19 protein-coding genes and 2 pseudogenes are annotated in these 25744 nt (G+C 66.4%); 12 read left to right on the top strand and 9 right to left on the bottom strand.

The genetic code is table 11. The features are described 5' to 3' along the window. Nucleotides 1–251: pseudogene (locus AWB92_RS29415) on the bottom strand (hypothetical protein); the annotation flags it as partial. Nucleotides 252–370: 119 nt separating this feature from the next. Continuing rightward, a complete protein-coding gene (locus tag AWB92_RS15410) occupies nucleotides 371–1132 on the bottom strand; it encodes a TVP38/TMEM64 family protein (RefSeq protein WP_085186773.1) in 762 nt (253 codons plus the stop codon). A 179-nt stretch (nucleotides 1133–1311) separates the two neighbouring features. Here AWB92_RS15410 and mutA point away from each other — a divergent pair, with 179 nt between their 5' ends. The 9 genes from mutA (at nucleotide 1312) to AWB92_RS15365 (ending at nucleotide 14878) form a co-directional block, all read left to right on the top strand. Then, complete coding sequence (mutA, locus tag AWB92_RS15405) at nucleotides 1312–3186, top strand: methylmalonyl-CoA mutase small subunit (protein ID WP_085186771.1); 1875 nt, start codon at nucleotides 1312–1314, stop codon at nucleotides 3184–3186. A 4-nt stretch (nucleotides 3187–3190) separates the two neighbouring features. Continuing rightward, a complete protein-coding gene (gene scpA, locus AWB92_RS15400) occupies nucleotides 3191–5407 on the top strand; it encodes a methylmalonyl-CoA mutase (RefSeq protein WP_085186769.1) in 2217 nt (738 codons plus the stop codon). A 281-nt stretch (nucleotides 5408–5688) separates the two neighbouring features. Further along, nucleotides 5689–6912: a hypothetical protein gene (locus AWB92_RS15395; RefSeq protein ID WP_142282112.1), complete on the top strand. Its 1224-nt coding sequence runs from the start codon at nucleotides 5689–5691 to the stop codon at nucleotides 6910–6912. A gap of 116 nt (nucleotides 6913–7028) precedes the next feature. Continuing rightward, entirely contained in the window at nucleotides 7029–8018 is a 990-nt protein-coding gene (gene meaB, locus AWB92_RS15390) for a methylmalonyl Co-A mutase-associated GTPase MeaB (protein WP_085186765.1), read from the top strand. A gap of 64 nt (nucleotides 8019–8082) precedes the next feature. Further along, nucleotides 8083–9369 carry a serine hydrolase domain-containing protein gene (locus tag AWB92_RS15385; protein ID WP_085186763.1) on the top strand — a complete coding sequence of 429 codons (1287 nt, stop codon included), beginning with the start codon at nucleotides 8083–8085 and terminating at the stop codon, nucleotides 9367–9369. 88 nt (nucleotides 9370–9457) lie between these two features. Then, nucleotides 9458–10783: a nucleotide sugar dehydrogenase gene (locus AWB92_RS15380; RefSeq protein ID WP_241523466.1), complete on the top strand. Its 1326-nt coding sequence runs from the start codon at nucleotides 9458–9460 to the stop codon at nucleotides 10781–10783. Continuing rightward, on the top strand, nucleotides 10780–11799 hold the full coding sequence (locus AWB92_RS15375) for an NAD(P)-dependent oxidoreductase (RefSeq protein ID WP_085186759.1): 1020 nt from the start codon (nucleotides 10780–10782) through the stop codon (nucleotides 11797–11799). The genes AWB92_RS15380 and AWB92_RS15375 overlap by 4 nt, the downstream gene beginning before the upstream one ends. Nucleotides 11800–11828: 29 nt before the next feature. Beyond that, nucleotides 11829–13325 carry a bifunctional class I SAM-dependent methyltransferase/glycosyltransferase family 2 protein gene (locus AWB92_RS15370; RefSeq protein ID WP_085186757.1) on the top strand — a complete coding sequence of 499 codons (1497 nt, stop codon included), beginning with the start codon at nucleotides 11829–11831 and terminating at the stop codon, nucleotides 13323–13325. Continuing rightward, on the top strand, nucleotides 13322–14878 hold the full coding sequence (locus AWB92_RS15365) for a hypothetical protein (RefSeq protein ID WP_085186755.1): 1557 nt from the start codon (nucleotides 13322–13324) through the stop codon (nucleotides 14876–14878). The genes AWB92_RS15370 and AWB92_RS15365 overlap by 4 nt, the downstream gene beginning before the upstream one ends. A 55-nt stretch (nucleotides 14879–14933) precedes the next feature. On the opposite strand, the pseudogene AWB92_RS15360 reads toward AWB92_RS15365, so the two are convergent. Continuing rightward, nucleotides 14934–16445: pseudogene (locus tag AWB92_RS15360) on the bottom strand (PE family protein); the annotation flags it as partial. A gap of 223 nt (nucleotides 16446–16668) precedes the next feature. Between AWB92_RS15360 and AWB92_RS15355 the strand changes: the two are divergent. After that, nucleotides 16669–17436: a formyltransferase family protein gene (locus AWB92_RS15355; protein ID WP_142282111.1), complete on the top strand. Its 768-nt coding sequence runs from the start codon at nucleotides 16669–16671 to the stop codon at nucleotides 17434–17436. Nucleotides 17437–17442: 6 nt separating this feature from the next. Here AWB92_RS15355 and AWB92_RS15350 read toward each other — a convergent pair whose 3' ends face one another. From AWB92_RS15350 to rfbF, 5 genes are read right to left on the bottom strand one after another with little or no spacing between them, the layout of a single operon-like run. After that, nucleotides 17443–18552 (bottom strand): DegT/DnrJ/EryC1/StrS family aminotransferase, encoded by a 1110-nt coding sequence (locus AWB92_RS15350; protein WP_085186751.1) that lies wholly within the window; start codon nucleotides 18550–18552, stop codon nucleotides 17443–17445. After that, on the bottom strand, nucleotides 18549–19772 hold the full coding sequence (locus AWB92_RS15345; protein ID WP_085186749.1) for a class I SAM-dependent methyltransferase: 1224 nt from the start codon (nucleotides 19770–19772) through the stop codon (nucleotides 18549–18551). The genes AWB92_RS15350 and AWB92_RS15345 overlap by 4 nt, the downstream gene beginning before the upstream one ends. After that, on the bottom strand, nucleotides 19769–20320 hold the full coding sequence (locus tag AWB92_RS15340) for a dTDP-4-dehydrorhamnose 3,5-epimerase family protein (protein ID WP_085186747.1): 552 nt from the start codon (nucleotides 20318–20320) through the stop codon (nucleotides 19769–19771). The genes AWB92_RS15345 and AWB92_RS15340 overlap by 4 nt, the downstream gene beginning before the upstream one ends. Then, a complete protein-coding gene (rfbG, locus tag AWB92_RS15335; RefSeq protein WP_241523465.1) occupies nucleotides 20317–21405 on the bottom strand; it encodes a CDP-glucose 4,6-dehydratase in 1089 nt (362 codons plus the stop codon). The genes AWB92_RS15340 and rfbG overlap by 4 nt, the downstream gene beginning before the upstream one ends. Further along, the gene (rfbF, locus tag AWB92_RS15330) at nucleotides 21393–22166 is read right to left on the bottom strand and encodes a glucose-1-phosphate cytidylyltransferase (protein WP_085186745.1); all 774 of its coding nucleotides are present in this window, start codon (nucleotides 22164–22166) and stop codon (nucleotides 21393–21395) included. The genes rfbG and rfbF overlap by 13 nt, the downstream gene beginning before the upstream one ends. Before the next feature lie 529 nt (nucleotides 22167–22695). Here rfbF and AWB92_RS15325 point away from each other — a divergent pair. After that, the gene (locus tag AWB92_RS15325) at nucleotides 22696–23679 is read left to right on the top strand and encodes a glycosyltransferase (protein ID WP_085186802.1); all 984 of its coding nucleotides are present in this window, start codon (nucleotides 22696–22698) and stop codon (nucleotides 23677–23679) included. Between the two features lie 3 nt (nucleotides 23680–23682). Then, complete coding sequence (locus AWB92_RS15320; protein WP_085186743.1) at nucleotides 23683–24600, top strand: NAD-dependent epimerase/dehydratase family protein; 918 nt, start codon at nucleotides 23683–23685, stop codon at nucleotides 24598–24600. Between the two features lie 14 nt (nucleotides 24601–24614). On the opposite strand, the gene AWB92_RS15315 is transcribed toward AWB92_RS15320, so the two are convergent. Next, nucleotides 24615–25475, bottom strand: coding sequence for a glycosyltransferase family 2 protein (locus tag AWB92_RS15315; protein WP_158090380.1), 861 nt, complete (start codon nucleotides 25473–25475; stop codon nucleotides 24615–24617). Nucleotides 25476–25744 lie beyond the last annotated feature (269 nt).

The raw sequence follows: 25744 nt of genomic DNA, 5'->3' as shown, positions 1-25744 counted from the left end.
GCCCAGGGCGGCGGCGGGTGCCAGGCGAACGGCGGTGGCGGCGGGGGACCCAGGGCGCCTGGCGGCGGCGGAAAACCCCAGCCCGGCGGTGGGGGCGCGGGGGCCCAGAGGCCGATCAGGGTGGCGGCACCGAACGCGCCGACGGCGAGCCCGGCCAACCCGCTGCCGACCGCGACGCCCACGGGGTGCCGCTGCAGGACCGATGGTGGAGTTGCGGGCTGCGTGGTGGGAGTCGATTCCTCGCTGGTCACTGTGCCTCCTCGTTGCTCGGGTGATGCCGGCGACGTTAGGAAGCCGATCTGAAATGAACCTGAAGAGCGGCCCTTAGGGCCGATATCTTCAGGTTCGGTTCAGAAATCCGCGGGCGACGTCAGCGGACGACGGCCGGCTCGGGGAAGGGCGTCGCGGTGTGCGCCTTGAGGCGGTGGTGGCGCCGGAACTGGCGGATCTCGACGATCAGCCCGGTCAGCCCTAGGGCGCCGGTGCACAGCGACACCAGGAGCAGCAGCGGGCTGGGGCGGCTGGCGAGGGCGTCGCCGAGGATCACCACGGCCGTGGTGCCCGGCAGCAAACCCGCCAGCGTTGCCAACGTGTACGGCACAGGCCGCACGGCCGAGGCGCCGGCGGCGTAGTTGATCGCCGAAAACGGTACGGCGGGGATCAATCTCAGCGAGAAGACCGCGAGCCAGCCGCGTTCGCGCAGGCGCTCGTCGACCGTGTCGATCGCGCGGTGGCGAACCAGGCGGTTGAGCTGCCAACCGGCCGCGCGCACCAGCAGCATCGCGATCACCGCGCTCGCGGTGCTGGCGGTCACCGCGATGGCGATCCCCAGCGGGGGGCCGAACAGCAGCCCGGCGGCCAGGGTGAACGCGGTGCGGGGCACCGGCACCACGGTGACCACGATGTGCGCGGCGAGGAACGCCAACGGGAACCAGGGGCCGACCGACTCGGCCCAATCCCGCATCTGCACCGGCGTCGGCAGGGGAAGCCAGGTGGCCACCACGATCAGGACTGTGATACCGACCACTGTCGCGACCGTCCGGGGCCCGGACAGCCGACGTGCCCTTGCGCCCACGACGCAGCCGGCGTCGCGGAGTCTTCGGGTGATTTTGCAGGTGGCGGAAGCCGTCACGGCTGTCAAGGTTACGGGGCGGAGGAGGATAAGTCCTTTCAGAAGGCTGGCGTTTCCTCGCCGCACTCGGCCCGGGCGCCCCGATCGCCGGCGCGCGCGGTTTTTTGCGGGGAGGCCCCATCAATTAGCCTCGTTAGCAAGTGGCGGAGCCCCATTTGCAGTGAAAAAGGGAGCAATCGGTGTCCATTGATGTACCCGAGCGCGTCGGACTGGAACAGGTTCGCGGGCGTTGGCGCACTGCGGTCGCGGGTGTGCTGTCGAAGAGCTCGCGCAAGGATCCCGAGCAGCTGGGCGACGAGCCCGAACGGCTGCTGGAAAGCCCGACTTACGACGGGATCGCGGTTCGGGCGCTCTACACCGCCCTCGACGAGCTCCCAGAACCGGCGCTGCCCGGCGAGTGGCCCTACGTGCGCGGCGGCGACGCGGCGCGCGACATCGACGCCGGTTGGAAGGTCGCCGAGGCGTTCCCCGCGCCGGGCTGCGACGACCCCAACGGCGCGGTGCTGGCCGCCCTCACCGACGGGGTCAGCGCGCTGCTGCTGCGGATAGGAAAGTCGGGGGTGTCGCCCGGCGAGATCGGGCAGCTGCTCTCGGGCGTGTACCTGGACCTGGTTCCGGTGATCCTCGATGCGGGCGCCGACTACGCCGAGGCCAGCGACGCGCTGCTGGCGTTGGTCGACCGGGTGGACGACGACAAGCGCGGCGCCCTGTCGATCGACCTTGGCGCGGACCCGCTGACCGCGTCGCTGAGCGGCCGGGAATCCCCGTCGACCGAACAAGTGGTGGCCGTGGCGACGCGGGTGGCCGGGAGCCACGGCATACGAGCGATCACGGTCGACGGTCCCGCCTTCCACAACCTGGGCGCCAACGCGAGCTGGGAGCTCGCCGGCTGCGTCGCGGCCGGGGTGGCCTACCTGCGTCTGCTCACCGAGGCCGGGGTTCCGGTCGGCCAGGCGTTACGGCAGATCAGCTTCCGGCTGGCCGCCGACGACGACCAGTTCACGACCATCGCCAAGTTCCGAGCCGCGCGCCAGCTGTGGGCGCGCGTCGCCGAGGTGGTCGGCGAGCCGGACGCCGGCGCGGCGCTGGTGCACGCGCAGACGTCGCTGCCGATGATGACCCAGCGCGACCCGTGGGTGAACATGCTGCGCGGCACAGTGGCCGCGTTCGGCGCGGGCGTCGGCGGCGCCGACACCGTGCTGGTATTGCCGTTCGACGTGGCCATCCCCGGCGGCTTTCCCGGCGTGGGCGCCGGCTTCGCGCGCCGCATCGCCCGCAACACCCAGCTGCTGCTGCTGGAGGAGTCACACGTCGGGCGGGTGCTGGACCCGGCAGGCGGGTCCTGGTACGTCGAGGACCTCACCGAGCAGCTGGCGCAGCGGGCGTGGCAGCAGTTCCAGGCGATAGAGGAGCGCGGCGGGTTCGCCGCCGCGCACGACTACATCGCCGAGCAGATCGCCGAGGTCGCCGCGCGGCGCGCCGACGACATCGCGCATCGCCGCACCGCAATCACCGGTGTCAACGAATACCCGAACCTCGAGGAACCGCCTTTGACGCAGGTTGAGCCACAGGCTGAGCCGCAAGAGGATTCGCCATCCGGCGTCCGACGCTACGCGGCGGAGTTCGAGGCGCTGCGGAACCGTTCCGACGCCTTCCTGGCCCGCACCGGTTCGCGCCCGAAGGCGCTGCTGCTGCCGCTCGGCCCGTTGGCCGAGCACAACATTCGGACGACGTTCGCGGCCAACCTGCTGGCGTCGGGCGGCATCGAGGCGATCAACCCGGGGCCGGTCGACGCCGCCGGGGTCGGGGCCGCGGTGGCCGGCGCGGATTCGACGGTGGCGATTATCTGCGGCACCGACAAGCGCTATCACGACGAGGCTTCGGGCGTCGTCGAGGCGGCCCGGAGCGCCGGTGCGGCGAGGGTCTACCTGGCGGGCCCGGAGAAGGCGCTGAGCGAGCTGGACGACGCCGCACCCCGGCCGGACGAGTACCTGACCGCGAAAATCAATGCGGTGCAAGCCATGTCGAACGTGCTCACCCGGTTGGGAGCGTAGCGCCATGACGATGACAGCACCCGCGATCGGTAGCTTCGCCGAGGTCCCCCTGCACGGTGATCGCAAAGTGCCGCCGGCCACCGAGGCCGCCGTGCAAAAGTACGATGCCGCGGATTGGCACACCCCCGAAGGCATCGACGTCAAACCGGTGTACGTCGCCGCCGACCGCGCCGCCGCGGCGGCCGAGGGCTATCCGCTGAACAGCTTCCCGGGCGAGCCCCCCTTCGTGCGCGGCCCGTACCCGACGATGTACGTCAACCAGCCCTGGACTATTCGCCAATACGCGGGGTTCTCCACGGCGGCGGATTCCAACGCCTTCTACCGCCGCAACCTCGCCGCCGGCCAAAAGGGCCTGTCGGTCGCCTTCGACCTGGCCACCCACCGCGGCTACGACTCCGACCACCCCCGCGTCCAGGGCGACGTCGGAATGGCCGGTGTGGCAATCGATTCCATCCTCGACATGCGCCAGCTGTTCGACGGCATCGACCTGTCGGCGGTGTCGGTGTCGATGACCATGAACGGCGCCGTGCTGCCGATCCTGGCGCTGTACGTGGTGGCGGCCGAGGAGCAGGGGGTGCCGCCGGAGAAACTGGCCGGCACCATCCAGAACGACATCCTCAAAGAGTTCATGGTGCGCAACACCTACATATATCCGCCCAAGCCGTCGATGCGCATCATCTCCGACATCTTCGCCTACACCAGCGCCAAGATGCCCAAATTCAACTCCATCTCGATCTCCGGGTATCACATCCAAGAGGCAGGCGCCACAGCGGATTTGGAGCTGGCCTACACCTTGGCCGACGGCGTCGACTACATCAAGGCGGGCCTGGACGCCGGGCTGGACATCGACAAATTCGCGCCCCGGCTGTCGTTCTTCTGGGGCATCGGCATGAACTTCTTCATGGAGGTCGCCAAGCTGCGCGCCGGGCGGCTGCTGTGGAGCGAACTCGTCGCCGGGTTCGGCGCCAAGAACCCGAAATCCCTGTCCCTGCGCACGCATTCGCAAACCTCGGGCTGGTCGCTGACCGCCCAGGACGCCTTCAACAACGTCGCGCGCACCTGCATCGAGGCCATGGCCGCCACCCAGGGCCACACGCAGTCGCTGCACACCAACGCGCTGGACGAGGCGCTCGCGCTGCCCACCGACTTCTCGGCCCGGATAGCGCGCAACACGCAGCTGCTGTTGGCGCAGGAGTCGGGGACCACCAGGCCGATCGACCCGTGGGGCGGCTCCTATTACGTGGAGTGGCTCACTCATCGGCTCGCGCAAGCGGCCCGCGGCCACATGGCCGAGATCGCCGAGCACGGCGGCATGGCCCAGGCCATCGACGACGGCATCCCCAAGATGCGCATCGAGGAGGCGGCCGCGCGCACCCAGGCGCGCATCGACTCGGGCCAGCAGCCCGTGATCGGGGTCAACAAATACCAGGTCGACGAGGACCAAGAAATCGAGGTGCTCAAGGTCGAGAACAGCCGGGTGCGGGCCGAGCAGCTGGCGAAACTGCGCGAGCTGCGGGTCGGCCGGGACCAGGCGGCCGTCGACGCCGCGCTGGCCGAGCTGTCGCGGGCCGCCGCCGCCACCGGCCGGGCGGGCGAGGACGGGCTGGGCAACAACCTGCTGGCGCTGGCCATCGACGCCGCCCGGGCCAAGGCCACCGTGGGCGAGATTTCCGACGCGTTGGAGAAGGTATATGGCCGTCACCAGGCGGAGATCCGTACCATCGCCGGGGTCTACCGTCACGAAGCCGGAAAGGCAACCAACATCGCAAGCGCCACGGAATTGGTCCAGAAATTCGCCGAGGCCGACGGTCGCCGGCCCAGGATTCTGGTGGCCAAGATGGGCCAGGACGGCCACGACCGTGGGCAGAAGGTGATCGCGACGGCGTTCGCCGACATCGGGTTCGACGTCGACGTCGGGTCGCTGTTCTCCACGCCCGAGGAGGTGGCGCGCCAGGCCGCCGACAACGACGTGCATGTCGTCGGGGTGTCGTCGCTGGCCGCCGGCCATCTGACGCTGGTGCCGGCGCTGCGCGACGCGCTGGCCGCGGTGGGACGGCCCGACATCATGATCGTGGTCGGCGGCGTCATCCCGCCCGGCGACTTCGACGAGCTGTACGCCGCGGGGGCCACCGCCATCTTCCCGCCGGGGACGGTGATCGCGGACGCCGCGATCGGCCTGCTGCACAAGCTTGCCGAGCGACTGGACTATCAGTTGGACTGACCCACGCGCTTATCGCGTGGCGTGCCACGCCATTAACCGGGCTCATAATCTTTAGGCGGCCTGAATATCGGTGCAAGCGCGATGCGCCCGCGCGCCTGATCGAAACTGCCCACTTTTCCTTACGAGAAGTCCTCGCCAGCGGCCCCGGGTGGGCTAACATCCTCGGTGTCAGGAGGCGAGGAGGTTAAGCCATTACTTCTTCTCATGCTTCCCCAGCAAACTCGTCATTGCTCTCGAGAATTCCGAACATTTCTCGGTCGGATACGCATGTACGAATATACGTGCTGGTCGCCCTCGGGCTGGCCGTATGGGAACTCGCATGCCTTTATTTCGTGCTGGCCGTCTATCGGACCGATATTTACTCGCTATCGTACTACGCCGCCAATTATAATTTTGGGTTCGTCCGCCGTGGACTCGGCGGTGAACTGATCCGCATATTTGGCGATGACCACTACTTCACCGCTGCCTACGCCTCAATGTGGGTGCCGGCAGTAGCATGGCTGATCGCCCTTGCTCTGCTGATCTTGACGATTCTTTCCAGGGGCACGAGGTCCGAGCGCCGGATGATGCTGGCCCTCCTCGTTCCGGTACTGCCCTTCTCGCTCGCCTATGCCATCTTTTCTCCCCGCCCCGAACTGTTGGGGATGAGTGCCCTGGCCGGCCTCGGTATGGCCCTGACCTGGATCCGGGCGCCTCGGCCCCGAATAGCGTTCAGTGCGCTCTATGGCATTGCGATCGCTTCGCTCGCCCTCATACACGAAGCGATTCCATTGGAACTCGCCCTCGGCGCAATTCTGGCGATCATCGTTTTGGCGAAAGACACAACGGCTGCCGTGCGGCGAATCTGCGCGGCCGTGGCTGTTGGGCCGGGAATCGTCACGATGTTTTTGGTAGCCCGGCTAGGTCGACGCGATGTCGCAACACAGTTGTGCGCGCAATTACCCCACCGAATGATCGAAGACCCATATGCGGCTTTGACATCACGACAGAAAACGATCGATTACGTACTCGGCCGGGTCGAGAGCCGGACGGATTACCACGACTTTGAGTGCCATGTGATTTCGCAATTGGACCGCAGCTTCACTCAGGCCATCGTGAGCGTGACGCAGGTCGGCTTCGTCCCGCTCGGCGCCTCATTCATCCTCGGGGTGCTGATGTTCGCCGGCACGACATGGGTGATCCGCTATTTCTCTGGCGTTCCGGTCGGGACCTTTCTCCGGGAAACTCGAGGAAAGTGGGCGTTGCCCCTCTTGGCGCTGGCGTCGATGGTTCTCCTGTTCATGACCGCTAGCGATTGGACCCGCTGGTGGGTGCTGATCACATTCGACGTGGCAGTCGTCTACATTCTGTACGCGATCGACCGACCGGAGATTGAACAAACGCCGTCCAGGAGAACGGTTGCTGCATTCGTCGTGGTTATCGCGTTGCTGGCAATACCGACCGGTCATACCTCCCATGTCGGCGGCCCGGGAATCCCCAGCGGCCCTCCTGCGGCGGTGCAGTGAGTACGGGGGCGGTCCTGAAGCCAGGAGCCGGCGACCGAGCTGGTTGACCCGCGACCGCAGAACGGATACTCAGTACATCGAACATCGATGAAACGGATGCGTGGCGCGGGAACTCAATGACATTGCGAAACACCGACAACGTCGGGGCATTGGCCAAGGCCTTGCGCGACGGCGATCGCGCGGCGCTGCCGCGGGCGATCACGCTGCTGGAATCCACCCGCGCCGACCATCGGGAGAAGGCGCAGCAGCTGCTGCTGGAGCTGATGCCCCACTCGGGCAACGCGCGCCGTGTCGGCATCAGCGGGACGCCCGGGGTGGGCAAGTCCACCAGCATCGAGGCGCTCGGCATGTACCTGATCGAGCGGGACCACCGGGTGGCCGTGCTGGCCGTCGACCCGTCGTCGACCCGCACCGGCGGCTCGATCCTGGGTGACAAGACCCGAATGGCCCGCCTGGCGGTGCACCCGGACGCCTACATCCGTCCGTCCCCGACGTCGGGCACGTTAGGCGGGGTGGCCAAGGCCACGCGGGAAACCATCGTTCTGCTGGAGGCCGCCGGGTTCGACGTCATACTCGTCGAGACCGTCGGCGTCGGCCAGTCCGAGGTGGCCGTGGCAAACATGGTGGACACGTTCGTGTTGCTGACCCTGGCGCGCAGCGGCGATCAGCTGCAGGGCATCAAGAAGGGCGCGCTGGAGCTGGCCGACATCGTCGTGGTCAACAAAGCCGATGGGGAGCACCTGCCCGAGGCGCGCAAGGCCGCGCGCGAGCTGTCCGCGGCGATCAGGCTGATTCACCCGGGCGAAACGCTTTGGCGGCCACCGGTTCTCACGATGAGCGCGACCGAGGGCACCGGCCTGGCCGAGCTCTGGGACACGATCGAGCGCCATCGCCGGGTGCTATCCGAAGCCGGGGAACTCGACGAGCGCCGGCGGGCCCAACAGGTCGACTGGACCTGGCAGATGGTCCGCGACACGGTCCTGGACCGGGTGATGTCCAACCCGGGCGTCCGCAAAATCCGCGCCGACCTGGAACGGCAGGTCAAAGCGGGGGAGCTGACCCCGGCGCTGGCGGCCCAGCAAATCCTCAAGGCCGCATCCGCCTAACGGAAAGGTAACTTAAGCCCCATTTTCCCGGCGGAAGGTATGAAATCCAAGTAAATTCGATAGCGTGACGATGGAGTCTCGGGTCGCTCGCCGCGCGGTCCCTGTACAGGATGGCCCTGACGCACGCCATCGTGTGTCCGGCGCGGCGGACCCCCATTTTGCGTGCGTCGTTCGGGCCTTCTCCACGATGTTCCCGGCCCGCCGGTTCGGCGGCGGGGCGCTGGCCGTGTATGTCGACGGCCAACCCGCCGTCGACGTGTGGACCGGCTGGTCCGACCGGCGCGGTCAGGTGCCGTGGTCGGCGGACACCGCGCCCATGGTGTTCTCGGCAACCAAGGGCATGGCCGCCACGGTCATCCACCGGCTGGCCGACCGCGGGCTCATCGACTACGAGGCTCCGGTCGCCGAGTACTGGCCGGAGTTCGGCGCCAACGGCAAAGCCGAGCTCACCGTCCGCCAGGTGATGAAGCACCACGCCGGCCTGTCGGGCCTGCGGGGTGCCACAAAGGAAGACGTGCTGGACCACGTCGTGATGGAGGAACGGCTGGCGGCCGCACCGCCGGGACGCCTGCTCGGCAAATCCGCATACCATGCGCTGACGTTCGGTTGGCTGATGTCCGGGCTTGCGCGGGGAGTGACCGGAAAGGGCATGCGCACGCTCATCCGCGAGGAGCTCGCCGAGCCCCTGGGCACCGACGGCATGCACCTGGGCCGGCCACCGGCCGGGTCGCCGACGCGGGTCGCGCAGATCATCATGCCGCAGAATCTCGTCGGCAACCCGGTCGTGTCGTTTGTGACCCGCAAGGTCGCCAACGAGCTGTCGGGCGGATGGCGCTCCATGTATTTCCCAGGCCTGATCGCGGCTGCCCAGGGTGAGGTTCCGCTGCTGGACAGCGAGATCCCGGCGGCCAACGGGGTGGTGACGGCCCGGGCGCTGGCGCGGATGTACGGGGCGATCGCCAACGGCGGCGAGATCGATGGCACCCAATTCCTGTCACGTGATCTGGTTGCGGGCCTGACCGGTCGGCGCAGCCTGCGGCTGGACCGAAACCTCTACGTGCCGTTGGCTTTCCACCTGGGGTACCACAGCCTGCCGATCGGCAACGTGATGCCGGGCTTCGGTCACGTCGGGCTGGGCGGTTCGCTCGGCTGGGCCAACCCTGCCGAAGGGGTGGCGTTCTCGCTGGTGCACAACCGGCTGCTGACACCGTTCGTGATGACCGATCACGCCGCGTTCGTCGGGGTCTACAAGCTGATCCGCGACGCCGCAGCCAAGGTGCGCAAGCGCGGGCTGCAGCCGGTGGCCGAGTTCGGGGCGCCGTTCTCGGAGCCGGGAGCCGTCGCCGGCTGACGCGATCTTTGGCCGTTTGCTGAAAACGCCCATGCTCCGAAAGGTGGATCTCGTACGCTGCGACCGCGGGATCCATACACGTACGTAGTTGCCCTTGCCAGCGCGACAACCCTTGGGCCGGGTTTCAGGCAGGGGGCCGGAGGGGGCGTCTGGCATGGTAGTTCAACCCGATCAGCGCATCTGCATCATCGGTGGGGCCGGGCACGTCGGTCTGCCGCTGGCGCTCGTTCTCGCCGACGAGGGTTTCCACGTCGACATTCTGGACACGAACGCAAGCGCTTTGAAAACGATCATGGCCGGCCGAATGCCCTTCGTCGAGAATGGAGCCCAGGATCTGCTCAAGCGGCTCTTGCCTACCGGGCGCATCTCGGCGACGACCGATTCGTGGGCGGTCAGGAATTCCGACATCGTGATCTGCGTCGTCGGCACGCCCGTGGACGAATATCTGACGCCCCAGGCGCACACCTTCTTTCGCATCATCGACGAGATCAGCCCGTACTTCCACGACGGGCAGACCCTCGTACTCCGAAGCACCGTCTATCCCGGGCTGAGCCGGCGCGTCCACGACCTGTTCGCCGAGCGGGGAATCGGCGTACACGTCACGTTCTGTCCGGAGCGCATCGCGCAGGGTCATTCGATTCGGGAGCTGCGGATCATTCCGCAGATCATCAGTGGATTCGACGCTGAAGGCCGGCGCATCGTCCGCGAGCTCTTTTCCCGGATAACCAGCGAGATCATCGAGGTGGAGCCCCAAGAAGCCGAGCTGGCCAAGCTGTTCTGCAACGCTTACCGCTACATCCAGTTCGCGGTCGCCAACCAGTTCTACCTGCTCAGCCGCGAGGCCGGCCTGGACTTCGGGCGGGTTCATCACGCGGCGACGTACCAAAACGGTCGCGTCGACAGCCTGCCGACGGCCGGGCTGGCGGCGGGGCCCTGCCTGCTGAAGGACACCATGCAGCTGGCCGCGTTCAGCAACAACAACTTCATGCTCGGGCACGCGGCCATGCTGATCAATGAGGGGCAGCCGCAGTTCATCGTCAACATGCTCAAGCGTCGGGTCGACCTGCGAGACAAGACCGTTGGCCTTCTCGGCATGACGTTCAAGGCGGACTGCGACGATACGCGCGACTCGCTGAGCTTCAAGCTTCGGCACCTGCTGATGCTGGAGGCCAAGAAAGTGATGCTGCATGACCCCTTCCTGGACGGCCCGGATTACTACGCACTTGACGCCGTTCTGGGGCGCGCAGACGTCATCGTCGTCGGCGTCCCCCACTCGATCTACCGTGGCCTGAAGATCCCCCGCGACAAAATCGTCGAGGATGTCTGGAACTGTCTGGACGTCAGCGCCCTCGAAGCGGATGCGCCGAACGAAACCCCGTTGGCGCGCGTCGGCACCGGGACAGCCGCGCAGTGAAGGTCCTGGTAACCGGTAGCGCGGGCTTCATTAACGGCTATGTCGTCGACGAGCTGCTCAGGGCCGGCCACGAGGTCGTCGGCATCGACAACTACTCGAAATACGGCAAGGTCGAGAAGAGCTACGACGATCATCCGCGTTATCACTTCGTCGAGGGCGACGTCAAAGACCTGGACCTGATGTTCCGACTGGTCGAGGGCTGCGACCAGATGGTGGCCAGCGCGGCGCGCATCGGCGGCATCACGTACTTCCACGAATATGCCTACGATCTGCTGGCCGAGAACGAGCGCATCGCGGCCGCGCATTTCGACACCGCCATCCACGCCTATCGCAAGGGCTGGCTCAAGAAGATCAACGTGATCAGTTCGTCGATGGTGTTCGAGAACGCCACCGTTTTCCCGACACCGGAGAAACACATCACCGAATGTCCGCCTCCGACAAGCACTTACGGGTTCCAGAAGCTGGCGTGTGAGTATTTCGCGCTCGGTGCATACGAGCAGTACGGCCTCCCGTACACGATCATCCGCCCGTTCAATTGTGTGGGCACCGGCGAGCAGCGGGCGCTCGGCGGCCGCGAAATCCCCAGTGGCAATGTCAAACTCGCAATGAGTCACGTCGTGCCGGACCTCATTCAGAAGGTCGCGAAGGGCCAGGATCCGTTGCACATCCTGGGCGACGGCACCCAGGTGCGGCACTACACCTATGGGGGCGACCTGGCTCGCGGCATTCGCGTATGCATGGAACATCCGGCCGCGCTCAACGGCGACTTCAACCTGTCGACGCCCGAAGCCACCACGGTTTTGCAGCTGGCGGAAATCATTTGGAAGAAGATGCGGTCCGACAGCCAGTTCCGATACGAGTGCGATCCGCCGTTCGAGCATGACGTCCAGTTGCGCTCACCGGATGTCCACAAGGCGTCCGAGGTGCTCGGATTCGAGGCGACGACGACGCTCGATTCGATGCTCGACGAGGTCATACCCTGGGTCGTCGACGCCGTCGAGGCCGGGACCATCTGACATGCGACGGCCGTCGCCCCCACAGCGCCATGCGCATCGCGGGTAAGCCCGACCTGCAGCGGCTCTACCGCAATCGATTCGGCCATGCGCACGAGTCGCGATCGGCCATCTGGGCGGTACTGGTCCGGGACTTCTTCCAGGCGTGGATCAGGCGCAGCGACACGGTGGTGGACCTCGGCTGCGGCTACGGCGAGTTCCTGAACCATGTGCAGGCGGCGCGCCGGATCGGCGTCGATCTGAACCCGGACAGCGCGGGAATGCTCGAGCCCGGCGTCGAGTTCCACCACGGTCGCGCCGACGACCTCGGTTTCCTCGAGGACGCCTCGGTAGACGTCGTATTCACGAGCAACCTGCTGGAGCACCTGCGAAACAAGGAAGAGGTCGAGCGGACGGTTGCCGAGGCCCGCCGCGTGCTCAAGCCGCGCGGGCATCTCATCGCCATGGGACCGAATATTCGCCTAGTCCCTGGCGACTATTGGGACTTCTGGGATCACTCGGTGCCGATCAGCGATCGTTCCCTCATCGAGCTGCTGGAGTCCTGCGACTTCGAGATAGTCGAAAGTTGCGGCCGGTTTCTGCCGTACACATCGTCGTCGCCGCTGCCACAGGCACCGATTCTGGTGCAGCTGTATCTGCGTTCGCGGCTGGCGTGGCCAATTCTTGGCAAGCAGTTCGTGATTCGCGCCCGCAAGCCGGGACCCGAATCCGGGACGGATGTCCATTTGGTGAGTGTGGTCATCCCGGTCTACAACGAGGGCGAAAACATACAGGTATGCGTCAGGAGGCTTACCGAGGCGCTGGCGGAAACCCCGCACGAACTGCTCGTGTGTTACGACTTCGATGAAGACAGCACGTTGCCGGCGCTGGCAGCGATGCCCGACCGGCCCGCCAGCCTGCGCCTGGTCCGCAACTCGCTCGGCAAGGGCGTAGCCAACGCGTTGATCGCCGGCTTCGGGGCGGCCCGGGGCGACGTCGTCGTCACCAGCATGGCCGACCTGTCCGATCCGCCGTCGGTGATTCCATTGATGGCGGCCAAGATTCGAGAAGAGGGAGCGGCCGTGGTCAGCGGCTCGCGTTACATGCGCGGCGGCACCCAGCGCGGGGGACCCCGGTTGAAAACGCTGATGTCGCGGACCGCGGGACTGAGCCTGCACTATGTGGGCGGCGTCGCGACTCACGACGCCACCACGAACTTCCGGGCCTACAGCCGCCGCTTTCTCGAGGACGTCCCGGTGCAGAGCCGGCGAGGGTTCGAGGTGGGCCTGGAGCTCACGACGAAGGCGCACCTCCTGGGTTACCGCATCGACGAGGTCCCCAGCAGTTGGGATGATCGAACGGCCGGCACCAGCCGGTTCGATCTGGCGGGCTGGTTGCCGGCATATCTGCGTTGGTATGGGCTGGCCATGCGGCGTCCGGTGCTGCGTTGGGCGGGCGGCGGGCTGGCATCGCTGGGGGCGCTTCGGCTGCTGCAGCGGCACGGGGGAGGCGATCTTCGGTTCGCATGGGCACGAAAGGCCCTGTCATGACTACGACTTCGGCCCAGGAGGCATATCGGCCGGCGGGCGAAGCGGTGACAACTCCGAGGGACGATCCGGAGGCGCCGCAACGTCAGAAGGGCACCATCGCCTTGCTGGCCGCGGTCGCGTGCGTCGTATTGGGCGCCAAGCTCATCGTCATCTGGGCTCTCGCTTCGCCGGTGCCCCTGGTCGACCAGTGGGACGGGGAGGCGGCAAACGTTTATTCGCCGTACTTGAAGGGAGCGCTTTCTGTCGGCGATCTGTTCGCGCCGCACAACGAACACCGCATCTTTGTTTTTCGGTTGTTCTCGCTGGCCCACCTCGAGCTTGCCGGTGAATGGAACACGCGCCTGGAGATGATCTTTGGAGCGATCGTTGAAACCGCAGCCATCACCTGGCTCGCCTCGCTCTTGATGCCCCTGGTCGCGGCGCGACACCGGCTGCTGTTCGCGTGCTTCGTCGCATTCGTGTTCGCGTTTCCCATCTACGAGAACGCGCTGTGGGGATTTCAGGACCAGGTATACCTCGCGTTGTTCTTCGGCATCGCGGCCCTCGCGGCGTTCGCCGCCGCGCGCCCGTTCTCCGCGCGCTGGTTTTGCGGGTTGGCGGCGGCGGTGCTCAGCTACTTCTCTTTTGCGACGGGTATAGCCACCATCGTCGCCGCCGGCGCGCTTGCGGGCACGCAGATCGCCGTCAACGCCAGAAAGCGGAGTGCTCGAGAGTTCGCCGGCGTCATCGTCAGTGCGGCAATAGCTGTGGCCATGATCCTGTGGGCGGCGTCGGCCGCGAGGCCGATGAGCAATCCGTTGACCTTCATTGAAGGGTTGTTCGGGTTCACCGCCCTGGTCGGCGTCGCATTCGTCCCCACGGTCTGGTTCTGCTACCGAACGGTCGCGCGGCGCCCCGGGATCTCCGACCGTGCGTGGGTGGCGGTCGGAATCGCTGCGTGGCTGGCCATCCAGTTCGTTCTCCTCGCCTATGGCCGTGGCGCGCTCATCGCGGTGCGGTACATGGACATCGTCGTCGTTGCCTATGCCGTCGGGCTGATGGCGGTGCTCTGGCTGGCCGACGGCGCGCCCGGCACGCGGTTTGGGCGGTACGCGGCGCGGTGGGCGGTGCCGTGGGTATTCGCCGTCGTAGCGGTCTGCGCAACTCTCGGCTACTACGGGTCGGTGCTGGGCGCCGTCGACTGGAGCAAAGCGGCGCACGGCGAGATGGTCAAGGTTCGGTCCTACCTCGCGACGGGGAACGTCGACGATCTGGGGTCAAAGGGCCGCGGCGGCCACGGGATTGACATCTCCTACCCGATTCCGCAGCGCCTGGCGAAGGTGGTGCTGGCGGACCCCGATGTCAGGGCGATCCTGCCGCCGGAAATCCGGCCCGCCGACGCGGACAACGCCGGAGCCCGAAACCGCATGTGGCTCAAGGGATCCCTGGCCGGCGGCACGGCTATCGCGGTTCGAGTCATACTCTTGATGGGCCCCGTGCTGCTGGCACTGGGGGTGGCGCTTTTCTTCGCCGCCGGAGCGCGACGGAGCGTCGGCCGACCAGGGTCGACCTGAAAGTCGTTGGTATACAGCCCGATTCGCGAGACGCGTCGCGGGGTTACGTCAAACCATTCGCCCCGTTGAGCCCGAGCAACAGACCGCCGGTGCCACCCGCGCCCGGGGTGCCGGTGACCGGACCGGTCCCGCCGTTGCCGCCGTTGCCGCCGTTGCCGACCAGCACGGCGTTGCCGCCGTTACCGCCCGCACCGCCGTGCGTTCCCGCACCGTCGACGGTGCCGCCGGCGCCGCCGGTGCCGCCGTCGCCGATCAGTCCGGCCTGACCGCCGTTGCCGCCGGGACCGCCGGTGCCAGTCCCGCCGGCGCCGCCGGCGCCGCCGGCCCCGCCGTTGCCCCAGATCAGCCCGGCGTTGCCGCCGGCCACGCCGATTCCGCCGTTGGTGCCGCCGAAACCGCCCGTCCCGGCGGCCCCGCCGGACCCGAACAGCATGCCGGCGTTGCCCCCGGCCCCGCCATTTCCGCCGGCGCCGGTGCCGCCGGTCCCGCCGCTGCCGCCCGCGCCGCCGTTGCCCCAGAGCCCGCCGGCGTTGCCGCCGGCGTTGCCGGGACCGCCGGTGATGGCGCCGAACCCGCCGTTCCCGCCGTGGCCGGCGGCACCGTAGAGGAATCCGGAGTTGCCGCCGACCCCGCCGTCCCCGCCGACCGCTCCGCCTTGGCCGCCGTTGCCGCCGGCGCCGCCGTTGCCGCCGAGCATGCCGCCGTTGCCGCCCCTTCCGGCGTCCCCGTCGGCGCCGCCGGCGCCGAGGGCCGTGCCGCCCGCCCCGCCGGTGCCGCCGTTGCCGAACACGGCCGCGGAACCACCGATGCCGCCGTTACCGCCCTGGGTGCTGCCGACCCCGCCGGCGCCGCCTGCGCCTGCGGTGCCGAACAGCCCGGCGGCGCCGCCGTTTCCGCCCATCCCGCCGATGGCGAGGGTCGAAGCGCCGCCGGTGCCGCCGTTGCCGCCGGTGCCGAGCAGCATCCCGCCCGCGCCGCCGGCCCCGCCGGCCCCGCCGTTGCCCGCGGCGCTTGTCCCGCCGGCGCCGCCCGCGCCGCCGTGGCCGAACAGCCCCGCGGCCCCGCCGTTACCGCCGTTGAGCCCCGAGCCGTCGGCCGCGGACCCGCCGGACCCGCCGTTACCGAGCAACCACCCGCCGTTGCCGCCCGGTGCCCCGGTCCCCGGGGCCCCGTTGGCGCCGTTGCCGATCAGCGGACGCCCGGTCAGCGTCAGGAACGGCGTATTGATCAGGTTGAGCAGGTCCTGCTCCACCGTCTGCGCCGGATTGGCCGTGATCGCCGCGACATTGGCCGCCTCGGCGCCGGCGTAGGATCCCGCACCGGCAGTCAGAGCCTGCACGAACTGGTCGTGAAACGCCGCCGCCTGCGCACTGAGCGCCTGAAAGCCCTGACCGTGGGCGGAGAACACCGCCGCAATGGCCGCCGACACCTCGTCCTCCGCCGCGGCCAGCACCCCGGTAGTGCGGGTGGCCGCGGCCGCGCTTGCCTCGTTGAGCGTCGAGCCGAGATTCGCCAAATCCGTTGCCGCTTTCGCCATCGTCTCCGGCGCCGCGATCACAAACGACATCCCATACCTCCACGCAGAAATGGAACCCCCCAGCCGTCGGCTGGCGATCGATGCCACGCAAATCCTATGCCGAATTCCCGCGGCACAACGGAGAACGGCGGTTTCTGGCGGCCGCTCTCGCCCTCTCCCGGCCGCTTCGCTGGCTGCCGGCGTCCACACCGGTTTGCCGCACGGTCCCTTAGGATCGCCGGGACGCTGAATCACGATGACGAGGTACCCCGACATGAACGAGGACGGCCCGGGAGGTCGCGCCACCAAGCGCATCGCCATCTTTGCGCATGGGGAGGTCGGCTATTCCATTCTGGGAAAGCTGCTCGGCTACGCACCGGAAAGCCTTGTCGCACTGATAACCGACACGGCAGGTCTGCCGGACGGCCTTGACATTCCCGAGGGATGCGAAACCAGGCTGTGGCGGGAGCAAGATGACCGGCAGAGAGCGGATTGGCTGCGCTCCCGGCAGGTTGACGTCATTATCCTCGCCTGGTGGCCGTATTTGCTCAAGGGAGCCGTTCTGGACGCCGCGCCGGTTATTGTGAATACTCACCCAAGCCTGCTGCCGTACTGCCGAGGAAAAGACCCGAATTTCTGGGCAATTGTCGAAAACGCGCCTTACGGGGTCACGCTCCATCATGTAAACGCCGCGATCGACGCCGGCGACATCGCATTCCAGAGAGAAATATCGGTGTCGTGGCCCGACACTGGCGAGACGTTATACCAAAAGGCACTGACCGAAATGGTGGTGCTTTTCGAAGATGCCCTCCCAACGATCGTGCACGGTGAAATCCCCCGGATTCCACAAGCGGACACCGGCAGCCTGCACTATCGCAGTCAGCTGGAGCCGGCGAGCGTCATCGACCTCGATGCGCCGACGACGGCCCGAGAGCTGTTGAATCGCCTCCGCGCCCGTACATTCCCCCCGCATCCCGGGTGCCGCTTCTCCGACGGAGATGACGTTTACGAGGTGCGGATCAGCATAGATAGGCTCGGATAGCCCGCGTCAGGCTTCGGAAAGCCGCCGGACAACCTGGACGACCCGGGACTGCTCTTCCTTAGTGATGTCATGGAAGCTGGGCAGGTTGATCGCGCGGTTGGCGATATCGCCGGCCCATTTGCCTCCGGACCATCCTGCGAACGGGGGCGTCGTTGAAAGTGGGTGAAAGAAGACCCTGGCATCAATGTTTTCTGCCGCGAATGCGTCGGTAATGCGCTCGGACGTGAGCCCGGTCGACCCGTCGAATACGACCGTCGGCATCCAGAATCCATTTTGTGTGCCCGCCGGCTCGGGATTCATCGATATCCCGGCCACGCCGTCCAACCCGTCCTGGTAACCGTAGAAAACGTCCCGCTTGCGTGAAATCAGTTCGTCGATGCGCTCCAGCTGTGCGCAACCGATGGCTGCCTGGATGTTCGACATTTTATATTTGAAGCCCACCATATCCGGCCAGAACTGCTTAGTCTGACCGCGCGCGCGGCCGTGGTTGCTCAGGGTGAGCACTTTCTCGTACAGATCGTCGTCATTGGTGACGAACATTCCGCCCTCGCCAGTGGTGACCGCCTTGGTTCCGTGAAACGAGAAGGTCCCGAATCGGCCCATGGAGCCGGCGCGATTTCCGTGGTAAATCGAACCGAGGGCCTCCGCCGAGTCTTCGATCACCGGGATGCCGTGTTTTTGTCCCACCGCCAAGAGAGCGTCCATCTCGCAGAGGTTCCCGTACAAGTGCACCGCGACGATGGCCTTGGTGCGGGGGGTGATGGCGGCTTCGGCCAGTTCCGGGTCGACGCACCAGCTTTCGGGCAAGATGTCGACGAAGACGGGTCTGGCGCCCAGGTGCACGATGGGCGCCGCCGTGGCGATCCAGTTGGTGTCCGCCATGATGACCTCATCACCTGCGCCGATTCCGAGCGCGGCGAGGGCCATGTGCATCGCGCCGGTGCAACTCGACGTGGCGATCGCGTGCTTGACGCCCAGATGTGTGCTGAACGCGTTCTCGAAGCGCTCGAGGTATGCGTAGCACTGCGCGCCCCAGCCGTTTGCGGCGGCGTCGGTGGCGTAGCGCACCTCGAGCTCGGTGATCGACGGCTTGGTGTAAGGGATGCGCGGCGTCACAGCACGCTCAACTCGGGAACCGCCTTGACGAAACGCACTCCGGCTTCAACAAGGTCACTCAACTCGCTGCGGACTTCGTGCGCGATGTTCCAGGGCAAAATCACCACATAATCTGGCGGGTCTTCCCGGAGCGCCTCAGGCGAATGGATGGGAATGTGGCTTCCCGGCATGAATTTCCCCTGTTTGGACCCCGCGGCATCGGACACATACGGCAGCAAGTCCGGCCTGACGCCGGCGTAGTTCAACAAGGTGTTTCCTTTCGCGGCGGCTCCGTAGGCCGCCACGCGCCGGCCGGCACGCTTCTGGTCGACCAGGAAGCCCAAAAGATCCGTCTTCACCCGGTCGGCGCGCTTCTGGAACTCGGTATATGTGCCAAGCCGGGTCACCCCGAATTGTTCCTCGCGCGCCAGCAGCGCGTCGACGTTGTTTGTGGTGGCGATCGCCGCCTCGGCGCGGCAGCCATAAACCCGCAGGCTGCCCCCGTGGGTCGGCAGTTCTTCGACATCCCACACCCGAAGGCCTGCGGCGGCAAATATCCGGGTCACTGTGGTGAGCGACAGGTACGAGAAATGCTCGTGGTAGATGGTGTCGAACTGCGTGTGTTCGATCAACGGCACGATGTGCGGAAATTCCAGCGTGACAACGCCTTCCGGCTTCAGCACGGCAGCCAGTCCGCGGGTGAAGTCGTTGATGTCCGGTACGTGGGCATACACGTTGTTGCCGAGGATGAGATCCGCCTGCCGTCCCTCACCGGCCAGCCGGCGCGCGAGGGCTTCGTCGAAGAATTCGCGGATGACCGGGATCCCCAGCGCCTCGGCCGCCTCGGCCGTCCCGACCGTCGGCTCGATGCCCAGGCACGGGATGCCCGCTGCCACAAAGTTCCTCAGCAAGTAGCCGTCGTTGGAAGCCACTTCGATGACAAAGCTCTCGGGCCCCAGTTGCAGCCGCTCGGTGATCATGCGCACGTAGCGGGCCGCGTGCTCGAGCCAAGTGCTCGACGTGCTGGAGAAGTAGGCATAGTCGGGGCTGAACAATTCCTCCGCACGGGTGTAGTCCTCGGTCTGCACCAGCCAACAGCGATCGCACACCTTTACGCGCAGTGGATAGTGCACCTCCGGGTTGGACAGGTCGTCGGCCCGCAGGTAGGCGTTCGAGGGGGGCGCAAAGCCGAGGTCGACAAAAGTGTGCTCGACGGGATTGCCGCAGTGCCGGCATTTCATAGTGCGACTCCTGTGAAGTCGGCGTCCAGTGGCGGATGGGATAGGTCACGAGCCGAAAGGTCCTGGGGCGGCAAAGGCCAGGTGATGCCGAGGCGGGGATCGTCGTGACGCAACCCTCCTTCGGCGGGAGGGTGGTAGAACGCCGTGTGCAGGTACAGCAATTCGCTGTCGGGCTCCAAGGCCTGGAACCCGTGCGCGAATCCCTCGGGCAGCACGTACATCTGCGCGTCGCCCTGCGCCAGTTCCTCGGCATGCCACTGCAAGAACGTGGGTGAGTTGGGCCGCAGGTCGACCGCCACGTCCCACACCCGGCCGCGAAGGCAGCGGATCATCTTCATTTCCGCGTGCGGCGGGTGTTGAAAGTGCAGGCCGCGCACGGCCCCGGCGTGGCTGGTTTTGGAGTGATTGATCTGCGCGATCTGGCGGTGGCCCAGCAGGGGCTGAAGTTCCTGGGCGCAAAAGAGGCGGAGGAACGTGCCGCGGGCATCCTCGTGTGGCACGGACCGTACCAGCTTCAGGTCGGCGATCGGGGTGTCGGAGATGTTCATGCCGTTGCCCAAACCTGGCCGGAGTCGGCCGCGTCGGCGAGGTAGGCAGCCAGCTGGTCCGCGCTCGACACGGCGCCGGCCTCAAGCAGTTGGCGATACCAACTGGCCGTGTGGTGGACCGTCTTTTCCAGATCCCAAACGGGACGCCACCCGAGATGCATCCGCGCTTTGGCGCTGTCGAGATGCAGCAGGCCCGCTTCGTGCGGCTGCGGACTGGATGTCACTTCCCATCGGATCTGTGGCCACGCGCGAGCAAGGTGTCCGAGCACGTGCTCGACCGTGCGGTTGCCTGCTTCGTCGGGGCCGAAGTTCCACGCAGTGGCGCAAGTGGTGTCGCGCGCCAGAAGGCGCTGACCTAGCAGGAGATACCCGCTGAGGAGATCCAGCACATGCTGCCAGGGCCGCGTGGCATGCGGCGAGCGAATGATCAGTGGCTCGCCGGCAGCGACCGAGCGCGCCAAGTCGGGCACCAGCCGGTCCTCGGACCAGTCGCCACCGCCAATCACGTTGCCGCCCCGGGCGGTTGCGAGCAACGGGGCCGACGGGTCTTGCAGCAACGCGGCCCGGTAACTCGCGGAAACCAACTCGGCGGCGGCCTTGGACGCGCTGTAGGGCTCGTGACCGCCCAGCCGGTCTCGTTCCCGGTAGGCCCAAGGCCATTCACGATTCTCATAACACTTGTCGCTGGTGATCGCCACGACCGCACGCACCTCCGGGGTGTGCCGGACGGCCTCGAGTACATTCACCGTGCCCATCACGTTGGTGGCCCAAGTAGTGACCGGCTCGCGGTAGGACCGACGGACCAACGGCTGAGCGGCCAGGTGGAAAACCATTTCCGGCTTTGCCTCGGCGAAGACCTTGCGGACGGCCGCTTCATCGCGCACGTCGACGCGGCGGTCCTCGATGGACAGCTTCAGCAGATCCCAGTGGCTGGGCTCGGTCCACGGGTCCAGCCCGACGCCCGTGACCTCGGCGCCCAGCGCCTGCAGCCACATGCACAACCAGCTGCCCTTGAATCCCGTATGGCCGGTGACCAGCACCCGGCGCCCGCGATAAGCGGCCCCGAACGCGTTCAATTCCAGCATTTCCACGGCGCTTTGCCGCTGCTCCACAGTTCTTCGAGCAGGTTCTTCTCTCGGAGGGTGTCCATGGGCTGCCAGAAACCCGAATGTTCGAACGCCATCATCTCGCCGTCGGCCGCGAGACGGGCCAGGGGCGCGCCCTCCCAGGAGGTGTGGTCGCCTTCGATGTAATCGAGCACCGCGGGGGAGAGAACGAAAAATCCGCCGTTGATGAGGCCGCCATCGCCACGCGGCTTCTCGACGAAGCGCGAGACCTGGTCACCGTCGCACTCGATGGCCCCATAGCGCCCCGGCGGAAGGACCGCCGTGACGGTCGCGTGCCGTCCGTGCCGGCGGTGGAATTCGATGCTGGCGCTGATGTCCACGTCGCTGAGCCCGTCGCCGTAGGTGAAGCAGAAAGCCTCTTCGTCTTGGATGTAGGTTGCCACCCGCTTGAGGCGTCCGCCCGTCATGGAGTCGTCGCCGGTGTCCACCAGCGTCACCCGCCACGGTTCTGCGTGGCGCTCATGCACTTCCATCCGGTTAGCGGACATATCAAAGGTCACGTCAGACATGTGCAGGAAATAGTTGGCGAAGTATTCTTTGATCACGTAGCCCTTGTAACCGCAGCAAACCACAAAATCGTTAATACCGTGGTGGGAATAGAGCTTCATGATATGCCAGAGGATTGGCCGCCCACCGATCTCTACCATCGGTTTGGGGCGGATGACGGTCTCTTCCCTCAGTCGCGTGCCGGCCCCGCCGGCCAATAGCACGGCTTTCATTGGACTCGCTGACGATTGGGATAAGACGAGCCCGGCCAATTCCTTGGCCCTTCAGCTAATCCATGATGGTAACTCGAGCTACCTTCCACAGTGACAGTCATGTATCCAAATCTATCGGCAGGATTATTTGAGTACTTTTCCATGAGATGAGGAAGCAGGAAGAAAGACCCCCAACGGTAGATACTTCGCGCCTTCACCCTTCACGTTGCCTTCGAGCGCAGGATGCGCCCGCGCCGCCCCGGGCACCGCGACGGGGTGCCGGGAGCGGCACGCGGTGAGCGTACACCGCCGACGACCGCCCCGAGGGCGGAAACGGTGAGACAGACGCATCCGAACGGCCAACGCCCTGAGGGGGAGTCACGCGCGTGGACGGCGGCGAACCGTGACAGTTACCGGACATTCCCGGCCCCGTAACTCGGCTCGGCTCACGCGAAATCACAATTGCGCCACATATTCGGCAATCCCTGGGTAAAGTCACCTCACTGAAGCTGTCCGTTGGGGAGGCTAAGGCGTGACTGGTGACGGTCAATTGAGCCGCATCGATTCGGTCAGCGTTGTGATTCCGGTATACAGCGGAGCCGAGACGTTGGCTGGCGTGGTGAAGGAGCTCGAACAGCTTCGATCACCCCAGAAAACCCCTGACGGTCGACAGTTTTGCGTCGGCGAGGTGCTCCTCGTGTGGGATCGGGGAATTCGCGGTACCGATCGAGTCGTGCGAGAGCTGGCCGGGCGCGACGAATGGATCCGCCCAATATGGTTGTCTCGCAACTTCGGACAACATCCCGCCACACTCGCGGGCATGACGTCATCCGGCGGGGACTGGATCGTCACGATGGACGAAGACGGACAGCACGATCCTGCATACATCGGCGACATGCTCGACATGGCGTACCGCGATCGCACCCAGCTCGTGTACGCCTCGCCGACAAACAAGCCACCACACGGCGCCTTCCGCAACGCGGCGTCTTGGCTGACGAAGTGGTTGTTCGTCCATGTGCTGATGTCGTCCGACGGGCCCAAAGCCTTCAACAGTTTTCGGCTGATGTTGGGCGAGGCCGGGCGCAGCGTCGCGGCGTACACCGGCGCGGGCGTGTTTCTCGACGTCGCCCTGTGCTGGGTCGTCGCGAATCCTTCGGCATGTCCGGTGTTGATGCGCGAAGAGGGACGACCGGCGAGCGCGTACACGTTGCGGCGCTTGTCCGCGCACTTTTGGCGGCTGGTCATCTCATCCGGTACCCGGCCCCTGCGTTTCGTCTCCATGATGGGAATTCTGTTCGCTCTGCTCGGTTTCGCGGTGGCGACCTACAGCGCGATCCAGAAAGCGGTCGGCGACATCAGCGTGCAAGGGTGGACGTCGGTGTTCGTGGCGGTGCTTGTCGTCGGCGGAGCGGTTTTGTTCGCGCTGGGAATCATCGCCGAATACATAGCGGCCGCAGCGAATATGGCGATGGGTAAGCCGGTGTATGTCATCGTGCGCGATCCCTCTGACGTATTCGACGGCCGGGAGGACTGACGGGTGCTCACCTGGATCGTGGGTCGCGGCGGGCTACTCGGCAGCGCCGTATCGCGTGCGGTCGGCCCGGAATTCGTGGGACTGCGGGTGCCATGGGAGAACCACGATGCGGCGGTAGAGGTGCTCGACTCGGACCTCGAGCGGTTCATTCGCGAGGCCGGAAGCGATGATTGGTCGATCATTTGGGCCGCCGGCAGCGGCGTCGTCGGCACCACGGCCGACAAGCTCGCCGCGGAGACGCGCATCATGTCTCACGTGCTCACCAGGTTGTGCGATTCGCGACCGACCGGGCGGGGCGCGTTCTTCCTCTCGTCGTCGGCAGGCGGCGTCTATGCCGGGTCGGCTCATCCGCCGTTCAGCGAGTCGACGGCGCCACGGCCGCTGAGCTCGTACGGCGAGACGAAGCTTGCCCAAGAGGAGATGTTCCAGACGGCGCTCGCGGGCCGCATCCCGCTCGTAATCGGACGGTTCTCAAACCTCGCCGGGCCCGGCCAAAACCTGGTGAAACCGCAGGGTCTCGTCAGCCAGATGTGCAGGGCCGCGATCACGCGGCAATCGTTGAACGTGTTCGTTCCGATGGAGACGCTCCGCGACTACCTGTACATCGACGATGCCGCCGCGATGGTGCGGACGCTGGTCGACAACGCGGTTCACGACCAGCCGTCGACGCCGGTGCTGCGCAACATCTCGTCGCGCCAGCCCGTGTCCGTGTGCACGGTCCTGCGCACCGTGCAACAGGTTGCCCACCGCACTGTCCGCATCGCGCTCGGGACCAGCCCGTCCTCGAACTATCACGTTCGCGACCTGCGCCTTTGCACGAACTTTTCGCACGACTTCCAGCGCGTCGCGCTCACCCCGTTTCCGGTGGCGGTGAAGCGCGTGTACGACGACCTGCTCCGGCACCAAGCGCTGTCCAACTAGGTGCGGCTCGTTCGCTAGCCGCCCGCGGCGGCCACCTCGAGGCGCGACCGGCCCAGCCAGCGGTACACCGCGTGTCGACCGAGGGTGTTCACTCGGGCCCGCGTGCTGCCGACCAATAGCTGCCGCCGGCTGAGCAGCCCCGGGTTCGCGGCGGACAACTCCCGGAAGAAACTGATCACGTCGTCCGTCTGAGTGTGGTTGTACGTCTTCACGGTCTCCTGGAAACCGCTGAGCCGAAATGCCCAGAGCGGCCGGGGCACCGCGACGAGGGTGCCCTTGCTGTGCAGCAGCACCCTGGAGTAGGTCGCGAGATCAAAGAGGAAGGGGCGGTTGGGTTCCCAACCTCCGGCGTCGAGCAGCGCCTGGCGCCTGAACAGGGCCGTCGGCGGTTCGCCGAAAATGTTCGTGCCCGCCAGCACGGTGCGCCGGATGGCGTCGGGCCCGCTGATTTCACCGTGCAGTCCGGCCAGGCCGCGGTTGCGCATCACCGTGCGCCCCGCCGCGTCGATGACATCCCTCGAACTGACGGCCAGCACGGCCGACGGGTGCGCTCGCAATTCCCTCACGAGCACCTCGAGGTTGTCGGGATACAGCACGTCGTCGGCGCAGACGGCCTTGATGAACTCGCCGGTGGCGAGCTCGGTGACGTACTTGAAGTTCACCGGTGCGGGACCGGGGGCATCCAGTCGGGTCAGCCGGACGCGGGGATCGTCGGCGTACCGCTGCAATGCCTCCCAGGTGCCGTCGGTGGAATACCGCTCGGAAACCAGCAGTTCGAAGTCGGTGAATGTCTGCGCCAAGATCGACTGCATCGTCTCGTGGATGAACGCGACGCCGTTGTACACCGGCACGACGACCGATACCGCTGGCGTCACGACGCCCCTCCTACTGCTCGACCGGGTGGAGTTCGGCGGGATAGCTGTGCGATGACAAGCGCCCCCTGAACAAATCGGCTGTACCCGCCGTCACCGCGGCGATGACCGGCTGCGACAGCCGGGTGAACTCCGGCAGCTCAGTAATGTAGTTCCTAACTTGCCTTGGCGCTGGGCTTTTCAAATATCACATCCGGGTGGTGCGCCGACGTGTTACGAATGTGTCCATGCCGCAGACGCCGCTTCTGAGACCGGATCCTGCCATGACCGCT

It is taken from the genome of Mycobacterium sp. IEC1808, assembly GCF_002101935.1.
GTDB lineage: Bacteria > Actinomycetota > Actinomycetes > Mycobacteriales > Mycobacteriaceae > Mycobacterium.
The sequence above is the reverse complement of the archived record's forward strand: the minus strand, read 5'-3'. Positions and strand labels throughout refer to the sequence as shown.

Excerpts from the sequence above, each read along its gene's own strand:
- meaB (WP_085186765.1), top strand. The coding sequence starts at position 7,029 with ATGACATTGCGAAACACCGACAACGTCGGGGCATTGGCCAAGGCCTTG.
- scpA (WP_085186769.1), top strand. The coding sequence starts at position 3,191 with ATGACGATGACAGCACCCGCGATCGGTAGCTTCGCCGAGGTCCCCCTG.
- rfbG (WP_241523465.1), bottom strand. The coding sequence starts at position 21,405 with ATGCTGGAATTGAACGCGTTCGGGGCCGCTTATCGCGGGCGCCGGGTG.
- AWB92_RS15370 (WP_085186757.1), top strand. The coding sequence starts at position 11,829 with ATGCGCATCGCGGGTAAGCCCGACCTGCAGCGGCTCTACCGCAATCGA.
- AWB92_RS15355 (WP_142282111.1), top strand. The coding sequence starts at position 16,669 with ATGAACGAGGACGGCCCGGGAGGTCGCGCCACCAAGCGCATCGCCATC.
- AWB92_RS15365 (WP_085186755.1), top strand. The coding sequence starts at position 13,322 with ATGACTACGACTTCGGCCCAGGAGGCATATCGGCCGGCGGGCGAAGCG.
- rfbF (WP_085186745.1), bottom strand. The coding sequence starts at position 22,166 with ATGAAAGCCGTGCTATTGGCCGGCGGGGCCGGCACGCGACTGAGGGAA.
- AWB92_RS15340 (WP_085186747.1), bottom strand. The coding sequence starts at position 20,320 with ATGAACATCTCCGACACCCCGATCGCCGACCTGAAGCTGGTACGGTCC.
- AWB92_RS15345 (WP_085186749.1), bottom strand. The coding sequence starts at position 19,772 with ATGAAATGCCGGCACTGCGGCAATCCCGTCGAGCACACTTTTGTCGAC.